This window comes from Corynebacterium sp. Marseille-P4321, assembly GCF_903645305.1.
Taxonomy (GTDB): domain Bacteria; phylum Actinomycetota; class Actinomycetes; order Mycobacteriales; family Mycobacteriaceae; genus Corynebacterium.
Genome location: NZ_CAHJXO010000001.1, coordinates 374902 through 388339, shown reverse-complemented (window position 1 = coordinate 388339; position 13438 = coordinate 374902). Strand labels below are relative to the sequence as shown.

The following is a 13438-nucleotide window of genomic DNA, read 5'->3' as shown; positions in this document are numbered from 1 at the left end:
GTTTCTCCTGGGTCGCGGGGGTTATGTAACTCTCAAGTATAGGTTAAGAGTTTGGGCATTGCTTATCGACGCGCTCCCGCTACACCAGGAACCTGCGCCCCGCCACAAACGCAGCAGCGCCAAGCATGGTGGCGAGCGCGAGGGCGAACAGAGTGCGGGCGACCGTGTTGGAGCCGGTCTCCGCGGCGATGCCGCGGGCGTCGGACGCCTGCTCAACCTGCTGCGCGGCGATCTCCGCGGCGTGCTCGGCGCGCAGGCGGTCGGACTCAGCGCGCTCCTGTGGCGTCGGCTCCGCGTTCACGCGTTCCTGGCTGGGCACCAGGGTCTGGCCGTCCTTGTTCAGCCAGTACGCGATGCCACCGATGATCAGCGGCACAGCAACGGCGGCGCCCGCGATACCCGCGATCTGGCCCGGGGTAAGGCCCTCCGGGGTAGCAACAGGCATACCCTCGATGAACGCGCACTGGTCCTTCACGGCCTCCATTTCGGCCGCGGTGCGCACCTGGGTCTTATCCTTCGGCAGCGCGCCGTTCACGCGGGCCTGGTCGGTGACGTAGTGCTTGCCGTCGCCGGTGCGGTACCAAATGGTCTCGCCGCATCGCATGTTCAGCGCGGGCATGGAAACCGGAGCCTCCTCCGCCTCAAGCGCAGCCGGGTCGGTAGCCGGGGCGGGATTCTCCGGGAACAGGTTCGTGCCGTCTTCAAACACAACCTCGCCGTCGGCGTTCAAGGTGAACTTCGGCGCGGCGGCGGCCTCGGGCGCGTCTGCTGGGATCTCGGTCTTCACGTAGTCGCCGTTCACCAGGCGCCAGACATCACCCAGCTGGTCCTGGATGAGCTCCGGCGGATTCTGCAGGAACTCGATGGCACGCGGGTCGATGGCGCCGACTTGAGCGGGCTCTGCGACGGGCGCTGCGGCAGGCCCTTCGGCCTGGGCGCCGGCCTGCGGCACCGCCGCGAATGCGAGGGCGCCGACCATCGTGGCCGCGGTGAGGGTGGTGGCGAAGCGCTTCATTGGATTCTCCTGACAACTACTGGGAAGTGTTATGTCATGAGAGTAAACAAGTTTCACAAAAGTCTCAAGAGTTACTTGAGGCTTTTGTCGCCACAAAGCTACCGCGCAGCGCCACGCGGCTACCGCGGCTCGAAGGCTGTGCGCACATCCTCCCACGTCACTGTGCCGGCGAACTGCCACCCCACCACGGCGTTCTTCACCGAATCCGCGAGCAGGTTCGCGGGCTGGATGCAGCTGATCGTGAGCAGCCGGCCGGGGGTGGGCCCGGTCCCCCAGATCTCCGGGTCGTCCGAAAGGGCGGTCTTCTCTGGGTCGTGCAGGTCGGTGGCGGTGTATTTCAGCCAGTCGTCGCCCGAGGTCTCCGTGCGCAGGTAGAGGCTGTCGCCGGTGTGGACGCGGTGTTCTTCGCGGGAGCCGTCGTAAAGCTCGTTGAACACCGCGTTCACCCCTGCCGCCGTGTGCCCCGCCACCACCACGATGTCTTCGGCGTCGGTGCCGGGCAGCGAGTACGGCTTGTCGTCGGCCGTGTACGCGCACGCCTTATCCATGGTCTTCGGGTCCAGCGCGCCGTCCACCACGCGGCAGTCCGCGTCCTCGAAGTCGGCGCGCAGCCCCAGCACGGGCACCATCATTTCCACGGGTCGCGAGGTCGGGATAGAGCTTTGCGCTTCTCGACGCTCCGTTGTCACCACCACCTCAGTTTCGGGCGCGGGAGGGGTTTCGGTTGGCTCCGCGGAGCCGTCGATAAGCTTCGTGCACCTCACCAGCCCCCACAGCAACAATGCGAGCAACGCGAGCGCAACGATGCGCCGCGCCCAGAACACCCACTCGGGAGGGCGCTGCGGGCGCGGGGCGCGCGTGTGCTCGGGCGGGGTGCGGGGAACGTAATCGGCGCTCACGGCCGTTATCATACGAGGAATGAAGGAAATTGAACCCACCGCCGTGCCCAAGGGCGCACAGCTTATCGACGTTCGCGAGCCCGACGAATTCGACTCCGGACGCGCAGCTGGCGCCGTGAACATCCCCCTGTCCGTGTTCGTCGCGCGCGCCGACGAGATCGACCCGGACCAGGACATCTACCTCATCTGCCACGCGGGTTCGCGCTCCGCGCAGGCTGGCGAGTACCTGGAAATGGCGCGCGGCTACGACGGCGTGCACAACGTCTCCGGCGGGATGATCGCGTGGGTGGACGCGGGCATGCCCACCGAAATTTAGCTGCTTTCAGCCAACCGACGAATTCGCAGGTTTCGGCGGCCGTAGAATAGGTGTCATGTCGACGCTTCCCGAACTTCCCAACGCGCTGGCGAAGTCCCCCTCATTCCAAATCGAGCGGGTCCGCCGCCACACCAAAGATGAGGTGGAACGCACGCTCGCTCGCCACGACTGCAGCATGCGCGAATTCTGGATTCTCACCTGCGTCGCCGACACTCCCATGTCGCAACGCCAGCTCGCGGAGCTTCTGATCGTCGACGCCTCCGACATGGTCCGCCTCCTCGACTCGCTCGAAGACCACGGCTGGGTCAAGCGCGAACGCGACCCGGACGACCGGCGGCGGCAAATTGTCACCGCCACGAAGAAGGGCGTCAAAGCCCTGGACACACTGGCGGATGACGTGACCGAGGCCGAGGACCGTGCGCTCGAGGAAGCGTCGCAGAAGCAGCTGAAGAGCATTAAGAAGCTGTCGCAGGCGATCCTCTCCGACGAGTCGGACTAAGGCGATGCGGCCCTAGCCAGCCGCCTCCGGGCCCGCAACCCCTTCGAACTGCCAGCCCACCACAGCGTTTCTCACCGACTGCGCAAAGAACGGCGGCTGGATACAGCTGATGGTGAGCAGCCGCCCCGGTGTCGCGCCGTCGCCCCAGATCGACGCGTCGCTGCGCAGCGACTCCTTCACCGGGTCGTGCAGGTCCGTCGCCGTGTACTTCAGCCACGCCTCCCCGGAAGCCTCTGTGCGCAGGTACAACGCGTCGCCGATTTTTACGGTGTGGTGGTCGGAGGAGCCGTCGTAAAGCTTGTCGAAGACTGCTTCCACGCCCGAACCCGTGTGGCCGGCAACCACCACCAAATCCTGCGCGTCCGACCCCGGCAGCGCGTACGGGCGATCCGGCGCAGTGTACGCGCAGGCGAGGTCCAGCGTGGCCGGGTCGATCGTACCGTCGTGCGCGCGGCAATCGCCCTGCTCGAAGCCGGCGACCAACCCGATCGCCGGGATGCGCATCTCCACCGGGCGACTCTCAGGGATGTAGGCAGTAGACGGCGACACCGGGGCCTGCGCCGCTTGTGGCGGGGCAGGCGCTTGAACATCGCGCGTCTCGCTCACCCAGTACGCGCCAGCGAGCGCAAGCATGACGACGGCGGCCGCGCCCAGCACACCCCCACCCCCGCGACGACCGGCCATGGAGGCCTCCTCTCCTACCTTGATCAGAGTGATGCTAGCGGCGACGATGGCGGACCCGGAATTATCCCGGCCGCAGCCGCCGAGAACGCAAAAACCGGAACCGGGCGACTTGAAGTCCCCTGGTTCCGGTTAGGGCTACACCGTTCGCGTTTAGACGAGCTGGCGGCGGCCGAACACGAAGGCGGCGGCGCCGAGCACGGACGCGAGCAGCAGGCTGAGCAGCGCGGCCGGGATCTTGTTCACGCCGGTGGAAGCGCCGATACCGCGCTCACCGCCGTCGACCGGCTGGCCGGTGGCCGGGTCGATGCCGACCTGCTGAGCAACCTCATCGACGTTCTCGCCCACGATCTTCTCGGTGTTGGCGGCGTCTTCCGGCTTCGACGGCTCGTTGACCTTGTCCGGGTCAGTGACCAGGTTGCCGTCCTTGTTCACCCAGTAGTTCACGCCGGCGATGACCAGGCCGAGACCAGCCAGGCCGCCAAGCACACCGAGGACGACCGGAAGGGCGTCCTTCTCGGTGGTCTCGCCGGGCTTGCGCTCCACGGATGCCGGACGCAGGCCCTCGACCACCTTGCCATTGCGAACCGGCTCGCCATTTGCGTTCGTCTCAAGGTAGAACTGGGCCTTGTTCTCGTCCTCGAAAAGGACCAGAGTCTTGTCACCTTCCTTCTTGGTGATTACGTGACCATGCGGGAAGGTTTCGCCAGCTTCAGCGGTGCGGGTGGTCGTCGACGGGGTTCCCTCAACCGTGGTCTCGACAACGAGAGCCGCCTCAGGCCGGTTAGCCGCAGGGTCGTTCCCTTCGACGTAGGATTCAGCTGGACCTGTCTTGGGGTTCGCGGAATCGGTGTCAAAGATCTCAGTTGTGGCGTCGTTGGTGCTGTCAGCCGCACGCTGTGTCTCGTACGTGGTTGTGGTCGGCTGCGCGCCGGCCATCGGGACGATGCCGAAGCCGAGTGCGCCAGCAGTTGCCAGCGCGATGGCGGTCTTGTTCGTACGCTTCATATTTTTCTCCTTCGAAAATGCGACGCGCTCCGCCTGCCCCTGACGCAAACGCCAAAAGACTGCGAAGCACCTACGCGGACACCGTACCACTAGCCGGCAAAAATTACAGAAACAAAAGATTCATATTTTAACTTCTGCCACATGCGTAACGGAAAACGGAGGTCCGAGTAGAAGTATTCGGTTTACATCAAGGACATCGTCCTAAAGCCTGAAAGCGTTACGTATTTCAACCCGCGGCGGGAAGGATCGGCGGCGGCGCGTCCGCGCCAGGCCCCGGACCGGCGATTCCGGCGAACTGCCACCCCACCACCGCGTTGCGCACGGACGGCGCGAATGCGGGCTGGATGCAACTAATCGTCAACAACCTCCCGGGGGTGGCCCCCTCGCCCCACACGGAGGCATCGCCAGCCAGACCGCTCTTTTCCGGGCTGTGCAAATCGGTCGCGGTGTATTTCAACCAATTCTCGCCGGAGGTTTCGGTGCGAATATAGAGGACGTCGCCGACCCGCACGTTGTGATGATCGGCGTTCGGGTTATACATCGGGTCGAAGACAGCGGCCGTGCCGGCGCCCGCGTGCCCCGCGATTACTACGATGTCGTCGGCGTTCGAGCCGGGAAGCCGATACGGGCGATCCGGTGCCGTGTACGCGCACGCCAGGTCAAGGCTCACGGGGTCGATGAAGCCGTCGACAAGCCTGCAGCTTCCTTGCTCGAACCCTGCAACCAGACCGATGGCCGGGACGTACATCTCGAGAGGGCGGCTGCTGGGGATGATGCGGGAGTCGTCCGGCGCAGGTGCGGGCGCTTGCTTCTCGACGCTCACCGGCGCCGCCTCCTCCCCCGAATTCCCCGGTGCAGTCAGGCCGCTCACGAACGGGAGCAAGGCACCGACGAGCACGCCGACGGCGAGCGCGGTCGCCCCCTGGCGGTTGCGTGCTGGGGGCAGTTGCGGTGCCGACGAATGCATCGCTTTAGCGTACGTCCTGAAGTTCGCTGGGCGAAATGGACTTGAGAGGATGCAGCGCCTGCCGGACCAACGAGTGCACCACCGCGTATTTTGCACCTTTGAATGGCGGTCCGGCAGGCGAGTTTCTGGACAAGCTGGTATTAGGACGACTCCGGTAAAAGTGGCTGGAGGGGCTGGGGGACACCAATCTCACCCTGCGGGCGAAGTCGTCGAATTTCGCTGAGGGCTGCGGGCCAATGGCTGTCTGAGAGCGGAGTCCAATTCGCAAGATCCCCCAAGTAACTGCTGGAGAGGGTGAAATTGATTGCCTGCCGCTCGGACTTGGTGAGGTCGCGTTTCGACTCGACGGCGGACGCACATGCGAGGAGCGCCAACGAATCCTGGATGTGCCGCTCCTTATACGCACCGGTTTGCCGAAGCGCTCGCCCCTTGATCGCTAGCGATGACCAAACGTTGGGAACCCTAACGTTTTGCTCGCCACCGAGGTCGACATCAACGACGGGTTTCGGTGAGCCATCAGAGAAAACACCCAATGCCGATTTAGATCCGGGGCACTGCACAACCTTGTAACCGAACCACTTCCGGGGCGTTAAGCTGCTGTCCCTGCCCATTACATCGACCACCAACCCGTCCTCTCGGCGAAAACGGTGGAGTGCCCCTTCGCCATCTGGGAGCTCGACCTTTTCAAAACCGTTGTGCTCAAGGCGGGCGGCCACTGCGTAGAGAGTGGATCCATTGACCGGGTCAACCACGAGGTCGACGTCGGTAGTCGGGCGCTCGTAGGTGATGCCGTGCAATGCGCAATGAACCTGCGTCATCGCACCACCTACCAGTAGCCAATCCTCTCCCTCGAGGATTCCGGCCACTTCGGCGACGTGCGGGAAGATACCCTCTTGCATAGTTAGGCAGCAGTACTCGAGGAGGAATCTATGCGCTTCCGGACTGCGGCTTGAATACGAGCATCGCCGAGCATGTACGCGTCCGCGAGAGCTTGCATCTCGCTAGTGTCTTCGTGGCGGATTAGAAATCCGAGATTCGTCATCTCGTTGGTCAGGTAGGTGAGACCGGCAGCGTGAAGTTGGTCAACGCTGCGCGCCTGGTAGTACTCGCGGCCACCGGGCGCGATACCGAGATTCTCGCGACCCAACAGGCTTATCCCCGCGCGCGTGAACCCAGAACAGCCCGCCACCCCGGGTTGGACAAAGACCAGTTGCGAGCCGGGGAGGTTTACAGACGAGCCGAAGAGGTCCGTGAACTCGTCAGAGACGTACCTCGCGACGGCCTGGGCGAGAAGGTGATGGAGTGTGCCATCGGCGTCGAGGGTGACCAACTGTTGGTCAACGACGTTTCGGATCGACGACTCTTCGACGCGAAAGCCGACCGCAATCTGCTCGATTGTCAATCGCACTTGGCTCCTCCTCCCCTGTGGCGGAACGAACGGATGCAAGTTTAATTGTTGGCGCGCGCGGGTTCCAGCCCCTGCGGGGTGTTACCCGATACCCACCCGGGCGTTACCCGACACTCACCGCACCGTTACTGAACACGTGGTCTAAACACTTGGGTAAACGGCGCGCGCACCGCCACTTTGTCCACGGCCCACCAGTAGTCGTCGTTGCCGCCGAGGTAGCTAAACGTCACCTGCATAGTTGTCGCGCCTTCCGGTACCGCGAGCTCGTAGTACTCGTGGGAGGAGTAGCGGTTGCTGGTCAGCCTATCGACGACATCCGGTTCCCCACCATCGAACCTCACCGCAACCAGTGCGGTTTGCCCCTTCTTGCCCTGGCGGTAGTGCTGGTCGAACTCGAGGGCGACCTTGGTCTGCCCGCTCACGTTGATCGGCTCGGTGGTCATGCGCGCGTCCATTGAGTCGCGCTCAGCCAGCCGCTGCTGCTTCGAATCGATGATGGCGAACTGATCGTGTCCCTGCGTGAAGTAGTGGCGCTCGTCAGTGCCGGACGCCCACGTCCAGTGCCGCGCGTCGGAGATGGTCCAGCCGTTCCAGCGGGCCTCGCCCGAGGTCACGCCCTTGACGTCTTGCGACAAGCCGTCCGGCAGGTTTTGCGTGAAGTGTGCGGGGTTGTCCACCCCGTCGAAGCTCTGGAAGTACAGGTATGGACGGGTGGATTCGGGGAACGCCTCCGGCTGGGCGGCGCTAGCGGGTACGGCGGCGATGGCGGCGGCGAAAATGGCAGCGGTGGTGGCGGCGAGTGCGCGGCGGGACATTATGCGTCAAAAATTAGCGCTACCTGAGAGATCTCGCAGCGCGAACTTGGTCCGGGCCCGCTGCTGACAATAGTCTTGCGCGACAAAAAGGCCCGGCCCAATCAATCTCAATTGAGCCGGGCCCTTTCTGTGCGCATTTAGAGCGGGCTCCAGCGCTTAGGCTGCGACCTTGCGCCTCCCCATCAAAGCGCCCGCGGCGATCAGGGCGCCGCCGAGCAGAATCGGCAGCTGGACGCCTACGCCACCGGTGTGGGGCAACTCGCCGCGCCGGACGTCGGTGACCTTCAACAACCGCAAGTTCGGGTCTCCAACAGCGTCTACGGCAACGACATTTGACACTGTTCCGGAATCCTGGATCTGCAACTCGTACGAACCGTCTGTTTGGCGAGTGATCGTGAACGTCACCGGCGCAGGCAGGAGCTCATATCCCACCGGAGCTTCGGTCTCAACCAGCTGGTACTGAGTGCCTGGCTCGAGCTCAAGATCAGCCGTGAGGTATCCGCCGTTCTCGGAGTCCGAAAACTTCGTCAGCTGCGTCACTACTTCCCCGCTTCGGATTTCGAAGCCATAGCTATTTCCGCTCGCTGGATCACCCAGGTTCTTTAGTCCTGAACCATCGTCACCCCATTTTTCAACGCCAATCTTGAACGTCGGAGTGGGATCTGGGCCGTCTAAGCAAGCAACAGCGTCCCTGGTTTGTGCGCCGGATTTCACCGTTGCAGTGTTGCGTAACCCACCAGTGCCACCATTGCTTTCACACTTGAGGGCCGACACGTTCGTAAGCCCTTCGAGCTTGTACCGAATCTTTACCTCATACTGATGCTGAGTTCCTGGTGCGATCACCTGCGGAGCCGACTCTGGCACGACCTCGATAGGCAACGTTCCAGAGTTAATCTGCTTTTCCGAGAAATTGCTAACTCCACTCCGAGCTGAGACAGTCCAACCGGTCACGGTCGCAGCTTCAGGGAAGCTCGGCTGATCAGTCAACGAGTACACCAGGTTCTTGTTGATAGCGGTGTACCCCTCACGCTGGATGTTCGTCCTGTTCCTGACCGTCAGTAAGTACGTCGCTTCGTATTCACCATCACCGATGGGCTCAACCTGCTTTCCCACCTTTAGGATCTCGGGCACCTCCGGCTCAGCACATGCGCTGGCGTTTTGTGAGTCGAGCCCTTCGGGTGTCAGCGATGCGGTGTTGAGGAATCCGCCCGGCTCCGGGACGCCATTGGTAAACACGCACGCACGTCCTGCAGGATAAGCTGTCCCCTGCTCAAGCGAAGCGATCACGGTAACGCGGTAGCGGTGGAGCGAGCTACTTTCAACCACGTCATCCTGAGCGAGAGCCGCAGTCTTGTTCGAACCTAGGTTCGTCCAACGCCCCTGATTGACTGGTGTGCTGTTCGTACCCTCAAACTTCCTCCATGTTGCTTCCTCAGGGTTCAGACCTTGTCCGTAGCGAAGTTCGTCATTCAACGAGTACTTAACGTCTGTGTCACCAGAATTTGTAACCGTAACGTCGTAATCGATTTGCCACTTCCCTGCATTATCTCCAGTAGAAAGCTGCTTGTAGTCGACAACCTGCTTATTCAGGTCGACCTTCGGTGCCGATTTCTGGTTTCGGACTAAACAGTCCCAATTTTCCTCAAGCGCAATCTCTCCGAGTTCAATACGTCCGGAGCTCAACTCGGAGATCGTCTTCTCTTGTTTCACTTTCCCATTGAGATCAGTTCGTTTACACACCGCTTCGCGGAATTTGTAACCGGCCTTTTCTTCTTCAGAGAGATACGCCGTGGCCCGAGCATCAGCGGTGGATTCGGTGTTGAAATTGACACCCCACGTTGCGGTACCGTTGGCTTTAGTATCTTGTTGCACCTCGCGGCCAGCATCCGGCGTATTCACCACTCGGATGTTTCCGTTGCTGACGTTCGACTTACCTGCCACGTCATTCAAACCGGCAGTGAAGCCCCAATCAGCGCCATCGGCAATCTTCTCACCCTGCTCGTTGACAATCTCTTTAGTAACTGTGATCTTGCCCTGGCAGGACACACCGCGGACGATCGACGAGACACTTTCAGCCAGCTGGTCCCAGTTGTGGTTGAAGTAGTCGACATTCTCCTTCTGACCAGAAATGAGGCGAAGATTCTCCGGAGTGTTTTGTCCTTCCCGGCCTACAGCAACGGCAACTACCCGGGTTCCTTCGGCCTTAAGCTCGTTGGCAGCGTAGACACCGCCTTCTAGGGCCTTTAACGAAACGTCGTTTCCTGCCGGGCGGTACTCCTGCGAACCGGTGGTGTTCGGGTTTCCATCCGTGATAAACAGGACGAGATCGTACCTTTTTCGATCAGGCCGAGCGGGGTCATTAATATTCTTCCCTCCTTCGTAGGCGGCAGCTAAGCCTTGGTTCCAGTTGGTGCGGCCCCCTCGATTCATTCTGTCGTTAATAATCTTCTTGGCCAGGTCCGGATTCGTATCGACATTCACCAAATCGGAGTAATTTCTAATTGATTGGTTGTTTTCAGATGGAGAGCCCCAACTGAAGGTGTAAGCAGACAGGGAAGAATTCGTGCCTGCGAGTTTGTCCACGAGTCCGCCCTGGCCGGTCAATGCGTTCTGGTACGTGCGCATTTCGTCTTCGGAGATTGACGCGGACAGATCCATAACCAGGGCGATTTTCGGACCAGGATTGCAAGTCGGTGGCAAGTTGGGATTGTCCAATGCTTGAACTGCGGCACCAAACGATTGTTCACGGTCGTTGCCCGTTAAGGAAGCGTTGTAGGTCTTGCCATCCTTGAGCGGATCTGTGTACCCGATGGTGCGAGTAGTTTTCTCAGGGCCGTCGTAGTCGCCAGTTTTGATTTCGTTACCCCAGTAGGCACCATCCGCTGCCTTTGTCTGAACCACCCATACGCGTTTGCCTACATATTCGGTAGATCTACCGTTGACGGTGGTGGGCACGCGTAGATCACAGAACCCATTGTCTGCAATGGTGCATGTTGCTTCCGGGCGGTTAATCCGCGTCACCGGCCCACTCGTGGTGCTATTCCGATCGCCAAGCCACAACTCAAAGGTTGCGCCCTTCGTGTACCGAAGATCGTTCGACGCAATAGCTGAGTCATTTGACGAGTGAACGTTGGGGTTAAACGCCCGCGCGTACTGTCGAATAGTCGCATAACCACCGACACCTTCGGACTCGGTTTCTTTATTTGTGCCATCACCGGAACCCTGTAGAGGTGCCCACTCGTAGGCCGGAGGAACCTTGCCACCCTCGCACGTTTTGCCCACGAATAGAAGCTCGATGTTATCAGGCTTCATCGCACGCGCCGCAGCGTCGATTGGCCCATGAGTAAGGAATTTCACCTGCACTTCGGCACCGTCTGGCAAAGCAGGAGGGTTATAAAAATTGAGTACGAAGTCAGAACCCGAATCGTCGGACCAGTTACCGCTGACGGTGAAATCCTCGCCACCCACATAAGTGACAAGCCCCTCGTCATCGGGGAGCGTTACTTCCACAACGAAATAGCCCTGATTTCCTCCCTGAGCAGAAACGCTCTTTACGATATTTTGGCCGGATTTAACGCCAAACTCAATACTTTCGAGTCGCACGGGTCGCGCAAGAGGCCGCGAGGCCCACCCGGCGGGAATCTGGTTAGTCTGAGTGAAGTTGCCTGTACCGGTCGAAACAGGGTCGTTAGTGTTTGCTTCTGTAGTCGTACATACGTCGTCCGGAGCGGCAGTTTTGGGCTGGTTGTCGCTGGGACAAGCCAGACCGTCTGCAATGATGACCGGTTTTGCTGCGCTCGGCCGACCGTTGAAATAGGTGTGAATAACCATTCGCTGCGAAGCTTTCACACGGACCGGCTCATTGAAAGTGAGAGTGGCACTACGGGGATTATTCTGAATCAGCTGGAAATCATTGCCACTGTTATAAACTTGGCCAGCAATATCAACCGACCAGTCGGTGAACTTGTAGTTGAAATCCACCGAAGACGTAATATTCAAATTTACGAGCGTTGTTTTCCCCGTTATGTTCCCGAAATCAGACTGAATAGCAGCAGTAGTACGGGTTCCAGGGCCAGCGAAAACGTTGGCGATGGGAATGCTCACCTCCGTGCAGTTTGCTTCCGTACCGGGCGATTCTTCAGTAGCTGCGTAAGTGGCTAACCGTGGCAAATTCACGGAATCCGTTTCGGCGAATTCCGGATCAAGACTTTCCTCGACGGGGAGGGCAGGGCCTTGATCGATGCTATCTTCGTTCACAGTTTGCGCCGACGCAATAGCCATACGGCTAATCGGAAAGACCATCACACCGAGGATAAGTACCAGCACTCCGACGAAGGCTGAGATGTTAAGCAGCGCACGTTTGTTCATTGCTCTACTTCCTAACGAGAACGGTCGATTTTCCTGTTTCTGATCGGCTAGGCGGCTATTCATTGCTGTCCTCCCTGCGGCGCGTTGCCAGGAAGATTCCGGCAAGCACCAGTACCGCACCCACTCCAGCAGCCCATAGAACGTCAGCGCCGGTGGAGGCCAACGGTCCGGAGCGGCGCGGGTCGTCGCTGCCGGGTATACCAGTAACCGTCACGTTCTCTCGGGAATTAGCTTCCCGAACATTCGTCACGGTAACGCGCTCACCAGTACCCACTTCCCGGGTAATTGACTCGTTCGGGATCGTGGTCTTGCGAGTCGAGGTAACTGTCGAGGGCTCGTCGCTTGGCGGGGGTACCGGCGTAAACACGGATGTTGTCGGCTCGGTGGACGTCACGCTGGTTGGCGTCGGTGTCTTGGAAGGCTCATTGCCCGGATCCGAATCTTCCACGATTGTGGTCACCTCGTTCGAGGGCACGCCCTGGCGAGGTTTGCCGGAGTCGAACTCTGGGTAACCCTCGGTGAGCAAGTATGAAGTGTTGCGGATCACGTGGTCATCGGGATCGCGGGCGATTCGCGTAGTAAAGCTAAGGGTCACTTGCGCGGCTGGATTTCCCAGACGGATCGCAGCGAGTTTTTCACGGCCCCGCTCATTCAATTGCATTCTCACGATCCGCCCTTCGATTGCCTCAACGCGGTAGTTGGAACCCGGCAAGATCTCTTGCTTGCCGTGACCGTCTGTGAGGGTTACCTCGGGGTTGCCGATGTACGTGAGATCAGACTGGAGCGGATCCACGATTTCGTAGCGGTGGATCTTCCCGTCGGCTTGCGGCGCTGGTGAGGTCGCAGACATCGTGTAGCGGATCTCGTCGCCAACAATGCCTCGCTCACGGTCACGCGCTTTATTAATCTGCAGGCGTTGGTCCTTGGCGTTCACGGTGACGTCGTAAAGCCACCGCTCCCTGGTGGCGGGATCGGTGCCAGGCACCGAAACGATGAACGGGCGGATCAGAGAGAGTGACCTGTCTTGGCCCACAGTCGGGAGTTCCGAGACGTAGTAAAAGCCCAATGGCAAGTCGTCGAATCTCGCGTTTCCGTTCGCGTCGGTGCTCGCCACCCGCTTCTCGCCGAGCTGCTTCTCGCGGGCGCCTCCGGCGAAGAAGTCTTCGATGTTGGTTTTGGCGTAGTCGCGCCAACCCTTGTTGCTCGACACATCGAGGCTAGTCACCCGTCGGATTTCGAACGGGATGCCCTCGAGTGGCGCACGTTCCGCAGTTGCTCCGCCTCTCGACGGATCGCCATACTGCGTGAACGGGTCCCCCTCAGACTTGTGGATGGTAAGCGAACCGGTGCGCGCTGCGTCAATGGTGGAGGCGTTTTGCGCCTGGGCCACAGGCAGACCGAGAACCATCAGGAAAGCGATAAGTAATACCGCCGGCCAGGGAAGGAGCCGTAATTGTTTCAT

12 protein-coding genes are annotated in these 13438 nt (G+C 60.5%); 2 read left to right on the top strand and 10 right to left on the bottom strand.

All coding sequences use genetic code 11. The features are described 5' to 3' along the window. Positions 1-79: 79 nt before the first annotated feature. Entirely contained in the window at positions 80-1015 is a 936-nt protein-coding gene (locus HWX32_RS01510; RefSeq protein ID WP_175934455.1) for a hypothetical protein, read from the bottom strand. 119 nt (positions 1016-1134) lie between these two features. Beyond that, positions 1135-1914: a hypothetical protein gene (locus HWX32_RS01505; protein ID WP_254868217.1), complete on the bottom strand. Its 780-nt coding sequence runs from the start codon at positions 1912-1914 to the stop codon at positions 1135-1137. 19 nt (positions 1915-1933) lie between these two features. Between HWX32_RS01505 and HWX32_RS01500 the strand changes: the two genes are divergently transcribed. Beyond that, entirely contained in the window at positions 1934-2230 is a 297-nt protein-coding gene (locus HWX32_RS01500) for a rhodanese-like domain-containing protein (protein ID WP_175934453.1), read from the top strand. A gap of 55 nt (positions 2231-2285) precedes the next feature. Next, the gene (locus tag HWX32_RS01495) at positions 2286-2729 is read left to right on the top strand and encodes a MarR family winged helix-turn-helix transcriptional regulator (RefSeq protein WP_175934452.1); all 444 of its coding nucleotides are present in this window, start codon (positions 2286-2288) and stop codon (positions 2727-2729) included. 12 nt (positions 2730-2741) lie between these two features. Here HWX32_RS01495 and HWX32_RS01490 read toward each other — a convergent pair whose 3' ends face one another. The 8 genes from HWX32_RS01490 to HWX32_RS01455 form a co-directional block, all read right to left on the bottom strand. Continuing rightward, entirely contained in the window at positions 2742-3413 is a 672-nt protein-coding gene (locus HWX32_RS01490) for a hypothetical protein (RefSeq protein ID WP_254868216.1), read from the bottom strand. 150 nt (positions 3414-3563) lie between these two features. Then, entirely contained in the window at positions 3564-4418 is an 855-nt protein-coding gene (locus HWX32_RS01485; protein WP_175934451.1) for a hypothetical protein, read from the bottom strand. A 226-nt stretch (positions 4419-4644) separates the two neighbouring features. Next, the gene (locus HWX32_RS01480) at positions 4645-5385 is read right to left on the bottom strand and encodes a hypothetical protein (protein WP_254868215.1); all 741 of its coding nucleotides are present in this window, start codon (positions 5383-5385) and stop codon (positions 4645-4647) included. A 140-nt stretch (positions 5386-5525) separates the two neighbouring features. Next, complete coding sequence (locus HWX32_RS01475; RefSeq protein ID WP_175934450.1) at positions 5526-6284, bottom strand: hypothetical protein; 759 nt, start codon at positions 6282-6284, stop codon at positions 5526-5528. A 2-nt stretch (positions 6285-6286) separates the two neighbouring features. Further along, positions 6287-6793 carry a hypothetical protein gene (locus tag HWX32_RS01470; protein WP_175934449.1) on the bottom strand — a complete coding sequence of 169 codons (507 nt, stop codon included), beginning with the start codon at positions 6791-6793 and terminating at the stop codon, positions 6287-6289. A gap of 125 nt (positions 6794-6918) precedes the next feature. Beyond that, positions 6919-7608: a hypothetical protein gene (locus HWX32_RS01465; protein ID WP_175934448.1), complete on the bottom strand. Its 690-nt coding sequence runs from the start codon at positions 7606-7608 to the stop codon at positions 6919-6921. Positions 7609-7764: 156 nt separating this feature from the next. After that, positions 7765-11976 carry a VWA domain-containing protein gene (locus HWX32_RS01460; RefSeq protein ID WP_175934447.1) on the bottom strand — a complete coding sequence of 1404 codons (4212 nt, stop codon included), beginning with the start codon at positions 11974-11976 and terminating at the stop codon, positions 7765-7767. 55 nt (positions 11977-12031) lie between these two features. Beyond that, positions 12032-13438 (bottom strand): SpaH/EbpB family LPXTG-anchored major pilin, encoded by a 1407-nt coding sequence (locus HWX32_RS01455; RefSeq protein ID WP_175934446.1) that lies wholly within the window; start codon positions 13436-13438, stop codon positions 12032-12034.

Excerpts from the sequence above, each read along its gene's own strand:
- HWX32_RS01510 (WP_175934455.1), bottom strand. The coding sequence starts at position 1,015 with ATGAAGCGCTTCGCCACCACCCTCACCGCGGCCACGATGGTCGGCGCC.
- HWX32_RS01500 (WP_175934453.1), top strand. The coding sequence starts at position 1,934 with ATGAAGGAAATTGAACCCACCGCCGTGCCCAAGGGCGCACAGCTTATC.
- HWX32_RS01495 (WP_175934452.1), top strand. The coding sequence starts at position 2,286 with ATGTCGACGCTTCCCGAACTTCCCAACGCGCTGGCGAAGTCCCCCTCA.
- HWX32_RS01490 (WP_254868216.1), bottom strand. The coding sequence starts at position 3,413 with ATGGCCGGTCGTCGCGGGGGTGGGGGTGTGCTGGGCGCGGCCGCCGTC.
- HWX32_RS01485 (WP_175934451.1), bottom strand. The coding sequence starts at position 4,418 with ATGAAGCGTACGAACAAGACCGCCATCGCGCTGGCAACTGCTGGCGCA.
- HWX32_RS01480 (WP_254868215.1), bottom strand. The coding sequence starts at position 5,385 with ATGCATTCGTCGGCACCGCAACTGCCCCCAGCACGCAACCGCCAGGGG.
- HWX32_RS01475 (WP_175934450.1), bottom strand. The coding sequence starts at position 6,284 with ATGCAAGAGGGTATCTTCCCGCACGTCGCCGAAGTGGCCGGAATCCTC.
- HWX32_RS01465 (WP_175934448.1), bottom strand. The coding sequence starts at position 7,608 with ATGTCCCGCCGCGCACTCGCCGCCACCACCGCTGCCATTTTCGCCGCC.
- HWX32_RS01460 (WP_175934447.1), bottom strand. The coding sequence starts at position 11,976 with ATGAACAAACGTGCGCTGCTTAACATCTCAGCCTTCGTCGGAGTGCTG.
- HWX32_RS01455 (WP_175934446.1), bottom strand. The coding sequence starts at position 13,438 with ATGAAACAATTACGGCTCCTTCCCTGGCCGGCGGTATTACTTATCGCT.